Origin of the sequence: Psychromonas sp. (genome assembly GCF_041586535.1) — a bacterium.
Taxonomy (GTDB): domain Bacteria; phylum Pseudomonadota; class Gammaproteobacteria; order Enterobacterales; family Psychromonadaceae; genus Psychromonas.
The window spans coordinates 1-20,189 of sequence record NZ_JBFGZY010000066.1 but is presented as its reverse complement, the minus strand read 5'-3'; the positions used below and the strand labels follow the sequence as shown (position 1 = coordinate 20,189).

At 42.9% G+C, this 20,189-nt stretch carries 19 protein-coding genes; 16 read left to right on the top strand and 3 right to left on the bottom strand.

Annotated elements, in window-relative coordinates; translation table 11 throughout:
- Both ABZA00_RS09055 and ABZA00_RS09050 read right to left on the bottom strand, forming a co-directional pair.
- On the bottom strand, window positions 1-206 hold a 206-nt coding region (locus ABZA00_RS09055; RefSeq protein WP_372881835.1), incomplete at its 3' end, for a metalloregulator ArsR/SmtB family transcription factor.
- Between the two features lie 308 nt (window positions 207-514).
- Window positions 515-1,393: a patatin-like phospholipase family protein gene (locus tag ABZA00_RS09050; protein WP_372881834.1), complete on the bottom strand. Its 879-nt coding sequence runs from the start codon at window positions 1,391-1,393 to the stop codon at window positions 515-517.
- A gap of 212 nt (window positions 1,394-1,605) precedes the next feature.
- Between ABZA00_RS09050 and ABZA00_RS09045 the strand changes: the two genes are divergently transcribed.
- From ABZA00_RS09045 to ABZA00_RS09005, 9 genes are all read left to right on the top strand, one after another.
- Window positions 1,606-2,154 (top strand): DUF1415 domain-containing protein, encoded by a 549-nt coding sequence (locus ABZA00_RS09045; protein ID WP_372881833.1) that lies wholly within the window; start codon window positions 1,606-1,608, stop codon window positions 2,152-2,154.
- Window positions 2,155-2,339: 185 nt separating this feature from the next.
- A complete protein-coding gene (locus ABZA00_RS09040) occupies window positions 2,340-6,104 on the top strand; it encodes an ATP-binding protein (RefSeq protein WP_372881832.1) in 3,765 nt (1,254 codons plus the stop codon).
- Window positions 6,104-6,727 (top strand): hypothetical protein, encoded by a 624-nt coding sequence (locus ABZA00_RS09035; protein WP_372881831.1) that lies wholly within the window; start codon window positions 6,104-6,106, stop codon window positions 6,725-6,727. Before ABZA00_RS09040 ends, ABZA00_RS09035 begins: the two co-directional genes overlap by 1 nt.
- Window positions 6,727-7,968, top strand: a complete 1,242-nt coding sequence (locus tag ABZA00_RS09030; RefSeq protein ID WP_372881830.1) for a hypothetical protein — start codon at window positions 6,727-6,729, stop codon at window positions 7,966-7,968. Before ABZA00_RS09035 ends, ABZA00_RS09030 begins: the two co-directional genes overlap by 1 nt.
- Window positions 7,969-8,068: 100 nt before the next feature.
- A complete protein-coding gene (locus tag ABZA00_RS09025; protein ID WP_372881829.1) occupies window positions 8,069-8,569 on the top strand; it encodes a murein L,D-transpeptidase family protein in 501 nt (166 codons plus the stop codon).
- Window positions 8,570-8,636: 67 nt separating this feature from the next.
- Window positions 8,637-9,440 carry a hypothetical protein gene (locus ABZA00_RS09020; RefSeq protein WP_372881828.1) on the top strand — a complete coding sequence of 268 codons (804 nt, stop codon included), beginning with the start codon at window positions 8,637-8,639 and terminating at the stop codon, window positions 9,438-9,440.
- 119 nt (window positions 9,441-9,559) lie between these two features.
- Window positions 9,560-9,718 (top strand): YqaE/Pmp3 family membrane protein, encoded by a 159-nt coding sequence (locus ABZA00_RS09015; protein ID WP_372881827.1) that lies wholly within the window; start codon window positions 9,560-9,562, stop codon window positions 9,716-9,718.
- Entirely contained in the window at window positions 9,697-10,077 is a 381-nt protein-coding gene (locus tag ABZA00_RS09010) for a DUF4112 domain-containing protein (RefSeq protein ID WP_372881826.1), read from the top strand. The genes ABZA00_RS09015 and ABZA00_RS09010 overlap by 22 nt, the downstream gene beginning before the upstream one ends.
- 189 nt (window positions 10,078-10,266) lie before the next feature.
- Entirely contained in the window at window positions 10,267-11,592 is a 1,326-nt protein-coding gene (locus ABZA00_RS09005) for a DUF2254 domain-containing protein (protein ID WP_372881825.1), read from the top strand.
- A gap of 78 nt (window positions 11,593-11,670) precedes the next feature.
- Here the strand turns inward: ABZA00_RS09005 and ABZA00_RS09000 are convergent, their stop codons facing one another.
- Window positions 11,671-12,753, bottom strand: coding sequence for an endonuclease/exonuclease/phosphatase family protein (locus ABZA00_RS09000; RefSeq protein WP_372881824.1), 1,083 nt, complete (start codon window positions 12,751-12,753; stop codon window positions 11,671-11,673).
- Window positions 12,754-13,190: 437 nt separating this feature from the next.
- Here ABZA00_RS09000 and ABZA00_RS08995 point away from each other — a divergent pair, with 437 nt between their 5' ends.
- The 7 genes from ABZA00_RS08995 (at window position 13,191) to ABZA00_RS08965 (ending at window position 19,683) form a co-directional block, all read left to right on the top strand.
- Window positions 13,191-14,387, top strand: coding sequence for a glycine C-acetyltransferase (locus ABZA00_RS08995; protein WP_372881823.1), 1,197 nt, complete (start codon window positions 13,191-13,193; stop codon window positions 14,385-14,387).
- A gap of 18 nt (window positions 14,388-14,405) precedes the next feature.
- Window positions 14,406-15,434: an L-threonine 3-dehydrogenase gene (tdh, locus tag ABZA00_RS08990; protein ID WP_372881822.1), complete on the top strand. Its 1,029-nt coding sequence runs from the start codon at window positions 14,406-14,408 to the stop codon at window positions 15,432-15,434.
- A gap of 125 nt (window positions 15,435-15,559) precedes the next feature.
- Window positions 15,560-15,853, top strand: a complete 294-nt coding sequence (locus ABZA00_RS08985) for a hypothetical protein (RefSeq protein WP_372881821.1) — start codon at window positions 15,560-15,562, stop codon at window positions 15,851-15,853.
- A 13-nt stretch (window positions 15,854-15,866) separates the two neighbouring features.
- Window positions 15,867-16,388, top strand: coding sequence for a hypothetical protein (locus tag ABZA00_RS08980; RefSeq protein ID WP_372881820.1), 522 nt, complete (start codon window positions 15,867-15,869; stop codon window positions 16,386-16,388).
- A gap of 86 nt (window positions 16,389-16,474) precedes the next feature.
- The gene (locus ABZA00_RS08975; protein WP_372881819.1) at window positions 16,475-16,954 is read left to right on the top strand and encodes a peptidylprolyl isomerase; all 480 of its coding nucleotides are present in this window, start codon (window positions 16,475-16,477) and stop codon (window positions 16,952-16,954) included.
- A 102-nt stretch (window positions 16,955-17,056) separates the two neighbouring features.
- The gene (locus ABZA00_RS08970; protein WP_372881818.1) at window positions 17,057-19,474 is read left to right on the top strand and encodes a DNA polymerase II; all 2,418 of its coding nucleotides are present in this window, start codon (window positions 17,057-17,059) and stop codon (window positions 19,472-19,474) included.
- Between the two features lie 17 nt (window positions 19,475-19,491).
- Window positions 19,492-19,683, top strand: a complete 192-nt coding sequence (locus ABZA00_RS08965; protein ID WP_372881817.1) for a CPXCG motif-containing cysteine-rich protein — start codon at window positions 19,492-19,494, stop codon at window positions 19,681-19,683.
- The last annotated feature ends 506 nt before the right edge of the window (window positions 19,684-20,189 follow it).

Below are 20,189 nucleotides of genomic sequence, written 5' to 3'. Positions count from 1 at the left end.
TGATAGAAGACCCATTGACCTTGTTTGCTGTCAATAAGTAACTCGCACTTTCTTAACTGAGCGAGATGGCGTGATACTTTGGGCTGAATTTCCTGAAGCGCTTCTGTTAGTTCGCAGACACAGAGTTCACCTTCCTCAATAATTAATAACAGACACCGCAGACGGGTATCATCGGCAAGACATTTGTAAAATTGCACAGGGTTCATAGGGTACCTTTTAACTTTGAATCGAAGCAGAATAATTTATATATGATAAATCGTATATATGATATTTAATATGTGTCTGGCAACTATATTTAGCAAGAGAATATGCAAATATTTTTATTAAGTTTACGTTGTTGGAGCATTATGGGCTGGGGGCTACGAAGAGCAGAAAGGTACGGGCTGCGAGTAATGAGCAACGGGTGATGAGTTTAGGGCTGAGAACAAAGGAGGGGAACGGCCACGATCGCCGAGCCGATGGTTATCGGATTTGCTATTATAAAGTTCGCAGTGACAAACTCGCTACTTGTTGTTTATACCTCTTTCAGCCAGTGCTCCGCCATGGCATAACCTAACTTTATCATCTCTGCAGAACGTTCAAATTCCAGTGTCCCGCAGGCATTACGGGAAATTTCTATCACATAATTAGCAGGGTAGGCGGCAAGCTTTTGCCGGGCGATGGTACTTTGCATCGCATCAATAGCTAATTCCGCTATATTGTAGGTACGCCAATCAACCCCTTTTTCAAATTGCCCTTTTTTAGTTGGCGATATATGTTTGGTGATGCTTTTAAGGTTTGATGAAAGAATTGAACCGTTAGTAGATAATTTATTAGTTACATTACCGAGATTGTGATGAACTGAACCGCCGAGGTTCACGGCAATAGTAAGGTCAGTATGGTCACTGAAGGTCGGGGCAATCGGAACCGGATTTAATACGCCGCCATCAATAAGATGAACGCCATTGCGTACCACCGGGGTAAAAAACAGCGGCATTGCCATAGAGGCGCGCAGCGCTTTAAATAGGGATCCTTTGTTTAACCATACCTCTTTTTCATTGCGGATATCCGAGGCGACTGCGGTATAATTAATAGGCAGGTCTTCTATCTGATAATCACCAAATAATTCTATTAGTGTATTTATTACTTTGTCACCACGGGCGTCATTGTTCCAGTTGATATAAAATAATTTTACTTTATAGAGTACGGTAATACTCTCTGCCCACGCTTCAAATTCATCCAATTTTCCCGCTGCATACATACCGCCGACCAGGGCACCGATAGAGCTTCCCGAGATAGATTTTATTTCATAATTATGATCCAATAACCAGCGGATAACACCGATGTGAGCCATGCCTCTTGCACCGCCGCTGCCAAGCACAAGTGAAACCGTTTTTTTATCTGTAGCTGTCATATTGGTCCTTGGATCATTAAATTTTTATCTGAATGCTCTGCAGTGCAGGTAGGGTGACCTCTGTATTTCATCAGACCGGGTGTTTGATTTTATACCTGCTAATGTAATTTTGAATCCACAATAGTCAACTATTTTCATCCAATAAGCGGGTTTGATACTCATTTTTAAAACCAATATGTTAAGATACTGCTTTAAAAATTAGGAGGACAGATATGACTGATAATAACATTATTACTGCCACTCAAAACTGGGTAAAACAGGTTATTGTTAAATATAATATCTGTCCCTTCGCCAGACGCGAAGTTGAACGTGGATCGATACGTTATGTTGAGATAGCCAAAAGTACTCGGGAAGATCTGTTACAGGCGTTATTGGATGAATGTTTACTTTTAGATGCAAATCAGCAGATTGAAACGACCCTGTTTATTATCCCGCAAGGCTATGAAGGGTTTTACGATTTTTTAGATCTGCTGGACATGGCCAATGATCTACTGGTGCTGGAAGGCTATGAAGGCGTTTATCAGTTAGCGAATTTTCACCCTGATTATTGTTTTGCGGAAGAACCGCAAAATGCACCTTCAAATTATACTAATCGCTCCCCTTATCCAACCCTGCATATTATCAGAGAAAGCAGTATGGACATTGCCATCGCCAATCATCCTGATGTTGATGCCATTCCGCAGCGAAATATTGAGTTCGCCGATAAAAAAGGAAATGCTTTTTTCGCGCATTTACTGGCAGCCTGTTTTATCAAAAAATAATTTAATGGATACACTGTCTAAAAATTACTGCTTTGTTTATTTTCTCTGCCGGTCGCTTATTGAATAGACAATCTGCCCTGAAAAGGATCGACAAAACGGTCTTATCCTTATAAATTACCCACTATTTATATTTTTCTTTATTTTGTACCCAAGTTGTACACAAAGCATTCACACAAGGATTTTTTATGGCTGAACAAGCCTATCAACTGCTGCGCATTATTATCATCGACAGTTTCTGGAAAGGTCAGGTTAATGAACTTAATTTAACCGGACATACTCAACTTGAGGGGACCAATGGAGCAGGTAAAACATCACTGATGCGTCTACTGCCGCTTTTTTATGGCATGCGTCCCAGCGATATTGTCAGCAAGGTGGATCAAGCGCGTAATTTTGCCGATTATTATCTGCCCAGAGACTCCAGTATGCTGGTTTATGAATACCAGCGCCCCTATGGGCAAATCTGTATGGTGGTGGCGAGTAGCGATGGCCGCGGTGTGCATTTTAAATTTATCGATGCCGCTTATAACAGTGAATACTTTATCGGGGATAATAACAAACCCTATGCGGTGAGTGATGTGGATAAGTTCTACCGTAATGCCGGTTGTGATCGTTCTGTTTTTTTAGGTGTTGATAAATATCGTCAGGTTATTCAAAACCTGCGCAGCGGGCGAAAATTAAAGGATGTTTATTTATTACAAAAGCGTTATGCCTTAAGTGAACAGCCTTGTCCGCATATTGATAAAGTGATCAATGGAACCATTGAAAAGAACCTCGATTTTGATGCGGTTAAACATATGCTGGTAGCCATTGCCGGCGATCATCTGGCGCGAAATAGTGTTGATGAAAAAGAGCAGATTAGTCTTAAGAAAGAAGAGATTAGCCATTGGCTTGCTGATATTCAGGCGAGTCGCGCAATACAAAAAGTTGCTGACAAAATATCTTTATGGCAGCAGGATTTTGCAACCCTGGAAAGCCTGCTGATTAAACTGCAGCACCTTCATTTTGAAGTGGTTAATCATCAGGAGCGCCTTGAAAAACTGCAAAATGAGCGTGCGCAGACAAAAACAGAAAACCGTCAATTATTAATAACGTTAGAAAAACAGCTGCAGGAATCTGTTGAGAAGTTAAATACAGAGCTGTTTGCTCTTAAGGCCAAAATTAGGGCGGATCAAAGTCATATCGACCTGTTGGATGAAGATAAACTAAACTTTGATCAGGATGACGCTGCGAACTACCACCTGCATGCCGAAGAAGCGCCGCGTATTCAAAATAAATTAAATGAAGTCAATGCAATTATTGAAGCCTTTGAAGGTGATATTAATAAAACTCAGCAGAAATTTGATAAATTAATTCAAGACAGAAAACTCGAGCATGTTAACGAGGTAGCCGATAATAAAAATAAAACGGCCAGTATTAAAGAGATGGCCACGCAGCAGCTCAGCGTTATTGCCGAAGTCTATCAGCAGCAGCGTAATGATTTGCAGGAGCAGCTGAATCAGCAGAACCTCAAGCTTAAAATTCAACAGCAGCATATAGAAAGCGAACTGAAAAATGCGCAATTCCAGTTAAACCAGACGATCATTGATCCGGAATTGCAAAGCGATATTGAACAAAATCAGTTGTTATTATCTGCCGCCCAGGAAAAGCAACATCAGTTATTTCTGGAGCAATCAAGATTACAAAATGAATTTACTCAACTTGATAAAGCGCGCGAAAAACAAAGTGATAAGCATAAACAGGAAAACCGTTATTTAGAACAATTACGCAGCGATCGTGCGGAAATAGAATTACAGCTGATTCCGGAAACAGGCTCATTACATCACTTTCTTAATAATGAAGTGAAAGCAGGTGACTGGAAACAAAATATCGGGCGCTTATTAAGCAGCGCGCAATTGCGACGTTGTGATCTGGATCCTGAGTGGGTTGGCGGGCAATTAAGCTTTTATGGTCTGCAATTAGATCTGCAGCAGATCCAAAGCAATGACTCCCTCTTTTTAGATGAAACACAACTGCGTGAAAAACGTGATGCAATTGAGAAACACTACCAGAATCAGGTAGAAAAAATTGCTCAGCTTGATGAACATCTTCTGCAAATCAGTAAGCAGATGGAAAGCCAGCATCTTCTGATCGCCCGGGCGGCACAAGCTTTAAAACAAAATGATTTAAATCTGCAGCAGCTGAAAGTGCAGCATCAGAATCTTGCTGTTAAAAAACAGCTGGCGATTAAAGCGCATATTGATGCGGTTAACGAGCAGATTCATCTGTTAGAAAACCAGCAAAAAGCCAATCTTAACAAACAGCAGGAATTTTCTGAGCAGCAGCAGGAGCAGAAAAATGCGCTCAATAAGCAGATGCTGGAAAAACGTATGGTAGTGGAAAGTGACCGCGATACGCAGCTGACTCTATTGCAGGAAGAGCTGCTGGCGTTAGAGGCCGGCCACAATCAACGTATTAAAGATCTTAAAAAGCAGAAGAATACCGATTTAGATAAACTTGATCCTGATGGTGAGGTAGATAAGCGCACCCGCGAAAGAAAAACGCTTATTCAAGCGCTGGAAAAGTGTGCTGTGTTTGAGCAGAAAGCACGTAACTATAATCAGTTTATGAATGAACGTTATAGTCAGCGTGACGGGTTAGTTGAGCAGAATCAAAACAGAAATATACTCAAACGTAATATTGAGCAGTCAATTGAAGATACAGAGGTTAAGCTGGGAGATCAGATCAGCGCAACCAAACAACTTATCAAAAAGCTCAACACACAAATTCATGCAACGGATGACCTGCTGGTACTGCTTAATGATTGTCATCGTGATTGTGAGCAAAGTGCGATTGAGACTATTTTTGCCGAGCATCAGCCAGGCAACCAGGCAGACTTAAGCGTCAGTTTTTGTAATGATTTTCTGGCACAATTTAAAAGTATTCAAAAACGTCTTAATGAGCAATTGAATAAATTTAATGAACGCTTTAAAAAAGATCACTCGGCCAGTGAGTTATATGAAAACTGGCAAAAGCTGGTGGCCGATAATGATAATTATCAGGGCGCGCAAGTGTTATTTAAATATCGCAGTCCAATCGCAGACTTGTTAAGCAGTGCTGAGCAGAAACAAAAAAGCACCTACCAGCTGGTCACCGTCAATGCCAATATGATCAATGAGTTTTATCAGCATATTGAAAACTTTGGTCTGCGTATCAAACAGATAGGTAAAAAATTATCCGGTAATGTTACCGCACTGGCGCATTTTGAAGCGCTTGCTGATATCAATGTCACGACGGTAATGAAACAGGAAGAGTTGGAATATTGGGGGCCATTACAGTCTTTTGCCAAGGCATTTGATTTATACCGGGATCAATTAAGAGAAGGCAGTGGTGACATACCCGATGAACTTGTTCAGTCGATGCAGAGATTAGCGGCTTATCTGCCAAGTGAAGGTTTTGCTTTAGCACATAATAATCTTTTTGATATCGAATTTACCATCACCGAAAAAGGGCAGATAAAACACGCCCGTAATGCCAAACAACTTAAAAAAGTCAGCTCTACCGGGCTTTCTTATCTGGCAATGCTGTCATTGTTTGCCGGAATTTTAGGTATGTTACGTGGTACAGGTGGCTGCAGTACGAAAATTATATTACCCGTTGACGAGCTGGGAGAGTTAGCCGCAGAAAATATCGATCTTTTATTGAAGATGTTTAATGATAATAATATCAATATATTATCTGCCTCTCCTTCGACAGACAGGCATATTCTTTCTCTCTATCAACGCCACTATAAATTAAAAGATAATAAAATTTACCATGCAGATATTCCCAAATCACGTCTGGATGAACTGCTGGCGCGACGAGCCGGCACACAACAAAAACTTTCCGGACAGCCTGAAAGAGCGGCTAGCGATAAGATAGAAAATAGCAGTGTCTCTGTTACCACAGAGCAAACTGCACAGGAGCTAAGCTGATGTTTAAACAAACGGTACAAAAGTTATTAACCGGCGCAGTCATTTGCGAAACAGCCTATCCCGAAGAGTTTGAATATCTGAAAGCGACCAGTAATGGTGAACGGGTGGACGATTTTCTCGGGAACCTGGATCGCAACCTGACCTATTTAGAAAGTGCTGATGCTTATTATTGCACCTTCCAGCAGGTTGATGAGTCTAATAATGGCGCGTTAACCCTGCTGTTCAGCGAAATGCGCTCTGTATTCCGGCCTTTGGTGGAGTTTTTGGATCTGTTGTTAACTGCTTCTCATGCTGACCTGCCTCTGCGGGCCAAAGCCGTGGTGAATATTAATACCCTGTTTGATCCCTTTGAACAGGATCAGACTCTGCGTGATCAGTTACGCCGTTTAACTTCAATCAAACCTTTTAAAACCAATAAAGTGGAAACCCGTGAGCAGTTAGTGACGGTTTTTCAGAAACTTGAAGATATGCATTATCTGGTGCGTAAAAATAGCGGCAGCAGCCGTTATTATGCTACCGCCAGGTTTGATCTAATTTATCTTTTAATTGAATTCTTAAACGACGCCGAAAAGGTAGAGCTGCCGGAAGAAACACCAACCCAGCAAGAGGAGTTACTCTTTTAATGGCGGGTTATGATGCAGGGCAGGTAGCAGAGTTATTACGTAAGATTGGTGCGCACGATGAGCTGTTAGCCAATGCTTATGTGTATGGTTCAGTCGCCGCGGATGAGCCTGAGCAGCGCACTATCAGCCTGTTACATAAAGCCGGTTTATTAAGGCCTGATGAGGAGCCCGGTGAATTCCGTATCACTACTGATTTTAAACGTATGCTCAATCGTTTAATGCGCAAGCAAAGCAGCTACCGGCAATTAACTGATATGGGTAAGGTTATTGAAGCGCTGGAAGAAACGGTTTATGACTACCAGCAGGCAGTGCAGGCAAAACAACGTGACGATGCGGAGTTTTATCTGGACCAGTTAGATGATCTGCTTTATGAAACCAAAGACGGTTTAAATACCAACCTTGAAAATATGCATTATGCGATTGTCAGTCAGTTTGGTTTTGTCAGTACCTTAGCCAATAAAATCAGGCAAAACGAGCGTTATTTAAATCATGCACAAAATTTAATAACCGAACTGCAGCAGATCGATCCGGAATCTTGTTATGAGTGGATTAATTGGGCCTGTCCTAATGATTTTGCCAGAAAAATAACGGGCTTTATTTATTGGTTTAACCAGACCCTGCCAAGGTTACGTTATATCATCGATAATATGCGTTTGAGTCTGTTCCGTCTGCGTAGAGATGAAAAGCAGGCGAGCCAATTACGTAATATGGCGCGTTTTTTACGTCAGCATCCGGAATTTGAATTAAGTGACAATATTTTTGAAGAGCCTACGCTGCCTGAATGTTTAAAAATTGCCCCGGTAATGCAGCTATGCAGTTATGTTGATCCGCGTAATACGGCGATAGAAACGCCGTTAATCGCATTGGTACAATCATTACGTAAACAAAATAATCCGCCGGCAATCAAACAGCGTGAAAGTGCTGAAGTGACTATCAGCAGTATTGAAACACTGGTTTATGAAAGTGATTTTTTCGAAGAGCAGACAGAGCTGTTATTTGAACAGGTGATAAGCAGTGAGAATCCAGTTTCTGCTATTAGTTTCTGGCAGCAGGCACAGCAAACATGGTCTGAAGCAGGCTTGGATATAAACCCGCTAACCTGGATTGAATTGGTGTTCAGTTATTATTGCAAACTAACCAATGAGCAACAGGATGCCTTTGATATAAAAATCACAGGCTCTGTTGATGCCGGCACATCACATAATTATACTTATAGTGATCTGGAAATATGTCTGCGTTAATATTCCAAACTCTACACTATCAATTTTTGATTATTATAATAAAACTAACATCAGGAGAAAAACGGCCACTTCACCTCAGGTTAAGAAGGCGTTCCATCATATGGACATGATCAAAAAATTAATAATTTCAATGTTGTTTACGCTGCCTTTAGTGGCTTCTGCTAATACTATTCTGCCGACTGCGGATGAGGTTCTGGTGGTAAAGTCTAAACGTAAGATGTATTTAATCAGACAGGGAGCGATTTATCAGGAATATCGTATATCTTTAGGTGACAGCCCGGTTGGTCATAAGGGACAAGAGGGAGACAAAAGGACGCCGGAAGGCAGATATATCATTGATTACAGAAATCCTGAAAGTCGTTTTCATCTTTCGCTGCATATCAATTATCCAAGCGAATTAGATATGCAATCTGCTGCTGATAATGGTGTCAGTCCCGGCGGGGAAATCTTTATCCATGGATTGCCTAATGGTATGGAGCATAAATCCATTGAATTTAAAGGTCGTGACTGGACAGATGGCTGTATTGCTATTACTAATAAAGAGATCACCGAATTCTGGACCCTGGTAAAAGACGGTACGCCGATTGTGATTAAACCATAAGGGTGCGTATTATCTAAATCTTTTAAAGCTAGGGTTTGGGTTGGCGAGAAAAATACATGGAGGTATTGTGCAAATGAAATTTTTGATGGCGGGTATTTTATCAACTTTACTGCTTTGCGGTTGTACAAGTTATCATCTCGGGGAGCAAGTATTTTCCACTATGGACAGTGCGTTAACGTACCAAAAAATGATGTATCAGGAAGAGGTCGATAAGGTTGATTCAAGACGACATTTTGGCGGCTCAATATTAATTGTTGTACCCTCCGATCAGCTTTTGCTTCAACCTCCCTTTGTAACAGGTAACCCTGAACCTGAATTACAGCAATATTTTTTAACCTTATATAAACAAGATTTTGCAGCGGTTAAATCTGCTGTAGAAAAATCCAATATGTTCGATAGTGTTGATGTGCGTCAGGTTGAATCTTATTTAAGTTATTCAAAGAAATATGGCTATAGATATCTAGCGTTGAGTAATGGGGATGGTTCGTGGACAATTCATGATTTATATCTAGGCCAGAAAAAAGTGACCAGCTTCCCAAAAGATTTTGCTGTCAGGATTGATTTATTAGAAAGTATTATTGCAGAGTTTGAAGCAACACAAAGCTCTGAGCAACTCTTATCAAGTTACACGCCTGTTAATGAATATTTCTATTTTGATGAAACAACACACACAGGTTACCTCTCGGTTAGTGACCCGGGTATGAAGAGCAGGTATTGGATGCTGCGCAAAATTGCAGACTTTACCGCCGCAAAACAACCTAACTCAGGTGCAGAAAAGCTTTTATCTTCGCGTTTGTTTACCGTGGCAGATGAGCATATTCAAGATGGAGTGTTCACCATCGAATTCGAGTCTGATATAAATCAACCTTAGCTGTTGTAATCTTTTGAAAAACGACGAAATAATACTAGAATCAGAATATATCTCGCTTTTATTTTGTAACCTTCCCTTTTTTGAGGTTTTGACTCTCAACCGAATTCAGGAGAAATATTATGGACTTGATTAGAATCATAATCGCTATTTTGCTCCCGCCGTTGGGGGTGTTTCTACAAGTTGGCATAGGTAAACACTTCTGGATCAACATTATATTGACCTTACTCGGTTATATTCCCGGGATCGTTCACGCGGTATGGATCATTGCCCGAAAATGACTCGAAGAGCACAAAACGAGGATATCCATAGTGAGGTTGAACATCTGCATAGTATTGCCATCATCATGGACTCGGTGCTGCGCATTCCCGGAACCCGCTGGCGTATTGGGGCTGACGCCCTAATCGGTCTGATTCCAGTGGTGGGTGACGGAGTGGCCAGCATGGTTTCATTTTACCTGGTTATTCGTGCTCTGCGGCTGGGTATACCGTTTGCGGTCGTGCTACGTATGATCTGGAATATTCTTCTGGAGTTAGTAGTGGGTTCCATCCCACTGCTTGGTGATCTGTTTGATGTCACCTTCAAGGCTAACCTGCGCAACGTGGCGCTGCTGAAAAAGGCTCTTTTAAACGTCCGCTAGAGCACCAGTCAGTTTAAAAACTAAGCAGCTTTTTGCATCGATATATGTAAATTGGTAATTATCGCTGTCCTGTTGAGATTGTTGCGAGTGAAAGTTGTTTTGAGTCATGCGCGTGAGTCTATACTTGCTTAACAGAGTCACTGTCAGAGGTGGTATTGATACAATATGACCCGCAACGGAGCACATACTATGAAGCTAATAATTCAACATCATGCCCGACTGAAGTTCTTTTTTAATAGACTCAAAGAAAGGCTGTGGGTCAAACCTCTGATGATTAGCCTGTTATCGATTGCTACGCTATTTGTTGCTAAATTGATGGATAAGTATTTGCCTCAAGGGCAACTGCCGAATGTCAGTTCTGAGTCGATTGAAGCTTTGCTTTCGATAAGCGCCTCAAGTATGTTGGTAATGGCGGTATTTGCTGTGACTGCGATGTTATCGGCCTATGCTTCGGCAAGCGTAACGGCGACACCGCGATCTTTTCCACTGGTGATAGCAGACGATGCTTCACAGGGGGCGCTTTCCGCATTTATCGGGACATTTATTTTTAGCGTGGTCGGGTTGACGGCGTTATTAAATGGTTATTTTGATAGGTCCGGCCGCTTCCTGCTCTTCTTGCTAACCTACATGGTGTTTGCTGTTGTTATTATCCGCTTTATTCGCTGGGTAGACAGTATCGCCAGACTTGGGCGGTTAGGGACAGTTATTGAGAAGGTTGAAAAATGTACGGAGCAAGCACTTCGCAGACGATTCCGGCACCCCCTCCTCGGAGCAAAAAAGCAGGTAGAAGGACTCACTGGTCGCGCGGTTTATGCTGACCAAGTTGGCTATGTGCAGCGTATTGATCTCGCGGAGATTCAAAAAGCTGCCGAAGATAATGATTATCAGGTCCACATCGTGGTAGTGCCGGGAAATTTTGTCACGCGCCGAAGCCCCCTTGTTTATATCAATTATGACAATAATGAAAAAAATTTGTCGGCTGGCGGAAATCACTTCACCGAGATTATTGATGCGTTTGTGGTTGGGAATTGTAGAAATTTTGATGATGATCCACGGCTTGGGTTGATAGTGCTCAGTGAAATTGCGAGTCGCGCGCTGTCACCTGCAGTGAATGATCCTGGTACAGCAATCGGCATTATAGGGAGTATGGTACGATTATTTTCGATGCAGGAAGTCGATGAAAAATCGACTATTACTGAGGTCCTGTTTGATCGCGTCAGCATGCAGGAGCTTTCGCTGGGTGATATGTTTGATGATGCTTTTAATCCGATTGCACGAGATGGGGCAGGCTGCATTGAAGTCATGCTCAGGTTGCAGAAAGCGTTACATGCTTTAGCCTTGCTTGATGATGTTCAGATTAGAGAGGCTGCGACTGCACATTCGCAATACGCTCTGCTGCATGCTGAAAGTGCCTTAAAGATACCTGCAGATATTGAAATACTGAGAAAATCAGCAAACTGGTCGTTACAGAACACTTATACACAATCAAAACATTATCGTTCCTCATCTACATGAACGACTCAATTATCGGGTGAAATGGAATGTAATTGATCATCACAGCTATCTCGTTATGATCGAATAAAGCGTGTCTGTTCACTCTCCCGGGCGGGGAACATCATTTTTATTGACGTCCTGTTTATCAGCGATTGACCGTGCCCGGGAATGATCGGAATTCTCTGTTTCTAATCCTTCCTGGCCAATTCCTTGTACTGGCGTGTATGACAGACAAGTCAGTATTGGGAAGTGGTCAGAGCCGATTGAAGGCAGGCGTTTAATGGACGATACAGTGAAATGTTGACTATGGAAGAGGTGATCCAGAGGCCAGCGTAAAAAAGGATAATCGACATGAAACGTATTGAACATTCCTCTGCCCACTCTAGGATCTAACAGGCCGCTTAGCTTCCGAAATAGACGCGTTGTAGCTGACCACGCGACATCATTTAGATCACCTGTAACGATAATTGCTTGATTACTGTCATCCACGCTCCGAGCTACAACGACTAATTCGGCATCTCGCTGGGCAGATTCAGGGTTTTCTGTCGGGCTTGGCGGTGCAGGATGCAGGAAGTGTATGCGCACTTTATCTCCCGTACGCAGTGTTAATAAAGCATGCATAGAAGGGACGTTATCTTCAACTAAAAAAGAGGTTTCCGCTTCATTTAAAGCCAGCCGGGAATAGACGTGCATACCATAAAGGTTATCCAGAGGGCACTTAATAGTATAGGGCATTTCAGCTTCCAGGGGGGCCAGTTGGTCCTGCCACCATTGGTCCGATTCCAGAGTGACAAGCACATCTGGTTTGTGCTCTTTAACAAGTTCAAGCAACTTGTCAGCCCCCCGGTTTGGTGTAAGTACATTGGATGTGATGATACTAAGACTCCGTTCAAAACTGCCTTCTTTTGCTGCCTGCACCTCCACAGGCCACACTATGGTGTAAGGTAAAATCCACCAAAGCTGCCATGAAAGGCAGCACAGCACGACTATAAAAAGACCCCAGGAGGTTATATTTTCAAAGTCAAAGAAAAGGAACTGGGCAGTTAACAGCAATGCTGCCAGCACGGCCAATTGCACGCGCGGAAAATCCATTCCTCGGATTATCCAGTGGGGATGACGTGACAAGGGGAGTAAGGTGGCAATGAGTATTATCACTGTGGCTAAGAGCAGTGTTAGCAACATAATAAATCTCCATAACTTATTGATTATATTTTTTTATTGCTCCGCGGCTCCGGCTGTTAGCAGATTGTAAAAACTCCCCGTAATGCTAAGAGGCTGGACTAAGCAGTTGGCTAAAATATGACAATATCTATGGACATTGTTAGGGAAGAAACGTCAGCCGCACAGGAAGTATAGCTAATGTGTTAGTAAATACGTATTATTGGCGATTGCATTATTGCAAAAATTTAATTTGGATGAACATAACCGCCTTCCGTTTAATGTATCTATTTCACCGCATCACCTTGCATCTAATCCAGACTGTTTCAGATAAAACTTATGTGTGGCATACAGATAAATTAATTCATCGGCTAGGTTTCTTTTTGAAACATTTTTTCTCCCAAATTTTCAGTTTTGATATATCATATACAGTCAATTTTTAAAAACCTATCTTCTGGTGTGTGATGTCTAATAAATTCTACGAACAAATTAATCAACAAATAGAACAAGTTAAAAACGATGGCCTGTATAAATCCGAGCGTATAATCACATCTGCGCAGAATGCTTTGGTTTCTATCGCAAGTGGCGAAAAAGTGCTTAATTTTTGTGCTAATAATTATCTCGGTCTGGCAAATCATCCCGAGCTTATTGAAGCGGCAAAAAAAGGCCTGGATGAACAGGGATTCGGCATGGCTTCGGTACGTTTTATTTGTGGTACACAGGACAAACACAAAGAACTGGAAGCTAAACTTTCGGCATTTTTAGGTATGGAAGATACCATACTGTATACCTCTTGTTTTGATGCGAATACCGGCTTATTTGAAACGATACTTGACGCTGACGATGCTATTATTTCTGATGCCTTAAATCATGCTTCTATCATAGACGGTGTACGTTTATGCAAAGCAAAACGTTTCCGTTATGCAAATAATAATATGGCTGAACTGGAACAGCAGTTGATCGCTGCTCAGAAGGCAGGCGCACGGCATAAGTTAATTGTCACTGATGGTGTTTTTTCGATGGATGGAGTAGTGGCTAATTTACCTGCTATTTGTGATTTGGCAGACAAATATGATGCCCTGGTAATGGTTGATGATTCCCATGCGGTTGGTTTTATGGGCGCTCACGGTCGTGGTACCCATGAATATCATAATGTGATGGATCGCATTGATATCATCACCGGCACTCTGGGTAAAGCCATGGGTGGTGCTTCCGGCGGTTATACGGCGGCCAAAAAACCGGTGGTCGATTGGCTGCGTCAACGTTCACGTCCTTATCTTTTTTCAAATTCACTGGCACCGGCCATTGTTTCAGCTTCTATTCATGTACTGGATTTGCTGGCTGAAAGCGATGATTTACGGGATAAATTATGGGAAAACTCAACCCATTTTCGTGACCGCATGAGCGCTGCGGGATTCACCATGGGCGGCCAGGATCATGCAATTATTCCGATTATGCTGGGTGATGCTAAAGTTGCCGCAGAATTTGCTGAACGCGTCTTAGATAAAGGGGTGTATGTGGTTGCTTTTTCTTACCCTGTTGTACCTAAAGAGCAGGCGCGTATCCGCACACAAATGTCTGCGGCACATACTACCGAGCAGCTTGATTTTGCCATTGATGCTTTCATCGCAGTGGGTCAAGAGATGGGCTTAATTTAACAGATGGATAGCATGCGTATGAAAGCGTTAGCAAAATTAAAACCGGAAGTCGGAATCTGGATGACCGAAGTGGAAAAGCCGGAGCCCGGACACAACGACTTGCTGATTAAAATTCATAAAACGGCAATCTGCGGTACAGATATCCATATTTATAACTGGGATGAATGGTCGCAAAAAACCATTCCCGTACCGATGGTTGTTGGTCACGAATATGTCGGGGAAGTTGTGGGTATCGGCGAGGAAGTGAGAGGCTTTAAAATTGGTGATCGTGTTTCCGGTGAAGGTCATATAACTTGCGGGCATTGTCGTAACTGCCGTGCAGGCCGTACTCATCTTTGCCGCAATACGGTCGGTGTGGGAGTTAACCGCAGTGGCGCTTTTGCTGAATATTTAGTTATTCCGGCCTTTAACGCTTTTAAAATACCGGCAGGTATCAGTGATGATTTGGCGTCCATTTTTGATCCTTTTGGTAATGCGGTGCATACCGCTTTATCTTTTGATATGGTTGCTGAAGATGTGCTGATTACCGGTGCGGGGCCGATCGGTATTATGGCGGCGGCCGTGGCGAAACATGCGGGTGCCCGTCATGTGGTTATTACCGATGTTAATGAATATCGACTGGATCTGGCCAGAAAAATGGGCGTGACACGCGCAGTAAATGTCGCCGAGGAAAAGCTTGAAGATGTGATGGCGCAATTAGGCATGACCGAGGGGTTTGACGTTGGTCTGGAGATGTCCGGCGCACCGCTGGCTGTTAACAGTATGCTTAAAAACCTGACCCACGGCGGGAAGATCGCGCTGCTCGGCATTCCGCCTGCTGATATGAACATAGACTGGAATATGGTTATTTTTAAAGGATTAATCATAAAAGGAATATATGGTCGGGAGATGTTTGAAACCTGGTATAAAATGGCCAGTTTACTGCAGTCAGGTTTGGATTTGAAGCCTATCATAACCCACACATACCCCGTGGATAAATTTCAGCAAGGTTTTGATATGATGCGCTCGGGGAAATCCGGTAAAGTCATATTAGATTGGACTATTTAGGAATCGTTACACAATAACTTGCGCTTAATTGTTTCCAAAAAGCCTAAAATGACTGGTTATTTTGAAAACAAAAGCGCAAGTAATTTTGAAGCCGATCCTTATACCAATCAGATTAATTATCTGATTTGGTATTAATCTGTTTCAGTGATTTAGACCCTGCCGGTATACAAATTGCGCTGACCTGTAATGCTGAGTATTGGTTGACCGCAAAAGACAGTACAGTGATCGACTTTAGCGGTGCGCTAGGCGCAGAGCAAGAGTGGGATAAGCAGGTTAGTGCCATCACTTTTTTGAAAAATTATAATGCGCTACCCGCTAAGTGCCAAAGTGCTTTTGATTTTATGTTAAGTAAACGTAAAACCTTAAAACAAGAGCATATGCTTGCCCGGCAAATACCGCTTGGGCTATATAAACTATAAAAAGGAAAATAAAATGAACCAGGCATTTGATGGTTTTGTAAAAGAGCTTTGCAGTGCAAATGTGAATTTGAATGTACCGGTTTTTTTCGTAAAGAGCGCAGCGTTTCTGGAACAGGTTTTAGAGTCTTATCTACAGATCGATGGGCAGCACAAACACTCATTACGTTTTTTAATACTCTCTGCAAGAGCGCTTAAAAATAGTGAGACAGATAAAAAATTCTGGGATGCGTTATTGGCATTTAATAATCTTATCGAAGATGCCGTCGACACTAAATCTGTTTCACATAACAGTCGACGTTGGCTCAGATTTATCAACATAATTGAAAATCTTCAGGGTTATAAAGGCAGTCAACTCTTTACCAGCAAAAATATTAAACAGACAAGAAAATTACGCTTGTATTTTGCGTACCTGCTTACCTATGAGCATTTACGTTATATTGGCGGCGAAGATGATGATTACAGTCCAAGCGGTGAAATTCTCGCAGCCTTTGCACAATTATCATTAGATGATGATCACGACCATCTGCATCATTAATAAAAAACGCCCGGTTAGTCTGGGAAAAACGACAGATGATTCGATCTGTAAAGCAATAATCATTATATTTATACACGAGATACCTTATGTTAATTAACAAAAACTCAGTGGTTGAATTCCACTATGCGTTAAGTGATTCAGAAAAAGAGCTTGAAACTAGCCACAGCGGCGAACCTTTAATCTATCTGCATGGTTTTAACGGCTTGTTTGAAACCTTGGAAAATGCCCTTGTTGGTAAAACCGTGGGTGATAAATTAGAAGTGACCCTAACGCCAGAGCAAAGTTACGGTCAACGACGGGAAGGCGCGTTGCAGCGTATTCCCATTAAACATCTGCAGGGAGCAAAAGTCTGGAAACCGGGCATGACCGCTGTTGTGGAATCCAACCAGGGACGCCAGCAGGTGACGATAGTGAAAGTAGGGCGCTTCAATGCCGATTGTGATCTGAACCATCCATTCGCGGGTAAAACTCTAACATTTGCTATTGAAGTTGTTTCAGTGCGCGAGGCCACAGAGCAGGAAATCAGCCACGGCCACGTGCATGGTAAAGGCGGATGCGGGCATTAGCCCGATCTAAAATGGTTGGACGATAAATGGCGTGCAGATAAAGGTGCGCCTTTTTTATATCTGCTTTGTTGGATATTAATCTGTTTCGGGTAGTTGAAGGCGATGATAGAAACACAGCTTAATAAGATCGAAGGTTTGATCCTGTCACGTCGGCAATACGAAACGCCGCAGGGGGTAGAATTAGAGTTTTGGATAGCTTCTTCCTCTGGCCCCTGCCGCGTGTTGATACCTTCCCAGCGTTATGTGTTTCTGATTCACCAGCAGGATCTCAACCGGGCACAGGCATTGTGGTCGTTGAATCAATTACAACCCGATCAGATACGTCCGCTCACTTTAAGCTCTTTTAAATTATTACCCGTTGCAGCTGTCTACTGCCGGCATAATAAAATCTTTCAGCAACTGCAGGCTAGTTTAAGCAGTGCAGATATTCCCTGTTTTGAGGGAGATATTAAAATCAGCGACCGTTATCTGATGGAACGTTTTATTTACGGCAGTGTATCTGTGCAGGGGGATATCAATTACCTGGGCGGATATTGGCAGTGTGAGGCTGCTAAGCTATCCCCTGCAAAAAATTTACCGCCGCTTAAACAAGTTTCGCTGGATATTGAGTGCAGTCCTTTGGGCGAACTTTATTCGATTGGACTGAGCTATGGTAATACCTGCGTTGACGATGCTAAAAACACAGATAGCCGCGAGCAATGCGCAACCGTGCTGGTGATAGGAAAGCCGCAACCTGCAGAAGATATTACTATTCAATGGGTGGAAGATGAGCCTGCTCTGCTGCGGGCGTTGCAGGTCTGGTTTAAAATTCATGATCCCGATGCCGTGATAGGCTGGGCTGTTGCTAATTTTGATATGCGCCTGCTTGCCAAACGGGCGGAAGTGCACAACATGCAGCTCAAGATAGGTCGTGATGGTTCGCCATTGCGCTGGTTGGCGCATGCTCAGGAGCCGGAGCAGGGGTCGGTGATCTTAAATGGCCGGGTGATATTAGACGGTATTGATCAGCTTAAAAATGCAGGCTGGCAGTTTGAAAGTTTCAGTCTGGAGTTTGTCAGTCAGGCGATGTTTTCAGAAGGTAAGTTGATTAGCAGTGAATTCAATAAAGGGCTGGAGATAAAACGCCAGTTTGAACAGCAGCCGATAGAGTTGGCCCGTTATAATCTTCAGGACTGTTTACTGGTTGAGCGTATTTTTGCTAAAGCAAAGTTAACGGAATATGCGATTCAACGTGCCCGCTTAACAGGTCTGGCATTGCAGCGCAGAGGCGCTTCGGTTGCTGCTTTTACTAACTTATATCTGCCGTTACTGCATCGTAGCGGTTATATCGCGCCTAATATCGGTGATATACAAGCGCAGCATTCTCCCGGCGGGTTTGTTATGGACTCAACACCGGGTCTTTACGACTGGGTATTGGTCCTGGACTTTAAATCATTATACCCGTCTATTATCCGAACCTTTAAAATTGATCCTATGGGTATGATTGAAGGGCTTAAAGACAGCGAAACAGATAGCATTCCCGGGTTCAGAGGGGCGAGATTTAGCCGCGATAAACATCACTTGCCCGGTATTCTCGACAAATTAACGGCTGCCAGAGAGTTGGCAAAAAAAGAAAATAACCAGCCATTTCAGCATGCCATTAAAATCATTATGAACAGTATGTACGGCGTACTTGGATCTGCAGGTTGCCGTTTTCACGATACCCGCCTCGCCAGTTCAATTACCCTGCGCGGTCATCAGATAATGCAGGAAACACGTGATGTGATAGAGCAGCGGGGGGAGCAGGTTATCTATGGGGATACCGACTCGACCTTTGTCTGGCTGCAGGGGTGTGACAATGCAGCAGAGGCAGAGCAGCGGGGAGTAGAACTGGCACAATTAGTTAACCGATATTGGTCAGGTAAACTGCAGAAGGAGTTTCACCTGGATTGTTATCTGGAAATAGAGTTCGAAACCTGTTTCAGAAAGTTTTTTATGCCGACTTTGCGCGGATCTGAGACTGGCTCTAAAAAGCGTTATGCGGGGTTAAAAGTCACGCCTGAGGGTGAGCAGCTCATATTTAAAGGGCTGGAAACCGTACGCTCGGATTGGACGCAACTTGCTCAGGTATTTCAGCAGTCTCTATACGCTAAAGTATTTGCTGATTTGCCTGTTACAGAGTTGATAACCAATACCATTCAAAGGTTAAAAAACGGCTTGCTGGATCAGCAGTTAATCTATTATAAACGTTTGCGCCGTCCTTTAGATGCTTACCTTAAAAATGTTCCCCCGCAGGTACGGGCAGCCCGTCTGGCTGATAAGATAAATAAACAGTTAGGGCGGCCTCTACAATATCAGCAGCGCGGCAGAATCGCTTATCTGATCACCGTTAACGGCCCGGAGCCGGTTGATTATCAGCAGTCCGAAATTGATTATCAGCACTATATCGATAAGCAGCTCAGACCCATCGCCGAAGCTGTATTACCCTTACTCGGCAAAGATTTTGATGAAATTGTATCGGATCAGATGCGTCTTTTTTAGGTTACAGGAGTCATATTATGTTTCAACTTGAAAACCACAAAGACCAGTGTCCTTACTGCGGCGAAATAATAGAGTTGCTGATCGACTGTTCGTTGGCAGAGCAAGATTATATTGAAGACTGTCAGGTATGCTGCCGCCCGATCTCTGTGCAGGTCAGGGGAGATTATCAGGGACAATTGACTGTCCACGTAGCGCATGAAAATGAATGAATATTTCGATTTTTCCAGCACTAGAGCGCCAATCAGTTTAAAAACTAAGCAGCTTTTTGCATCGATATATGTAAATTGGTAATCATCGCTGTCCTGTTGAGATTGTACTCGTTTAGTTGCAGGCAAATATATCGTGCTCGCGGTTCCTTGCGGTTACAAACAGATGCCAGAGCGTGATCTACTTTGACTCGCTCTCTGGCATCGGCCCGTCCTTCCTTTCTTTCCACATGGTAGCTGAGGTTTTGCAACATCGCTTCCTGCGGATTTGGTATAAGGTTACTACTCGACCTTTTTCCGATTCGGTACATTGTGCCTTTAATGAACACCCGTTGCATTGTTTGGCGGGGCAATGAGCTCGTTATTCCTAGGGTCTGTTGACCTTTCGCGTGCATTTTTGCAGCAATTTGTTCGTGTTTTATACAAGGCAGAGCCTGCGTAGTGTAGTTGTTCTACATAAGCTGGCGATAACGAAGTAGAAAGCTCGAACAAATGCTGCCCTACGGGTT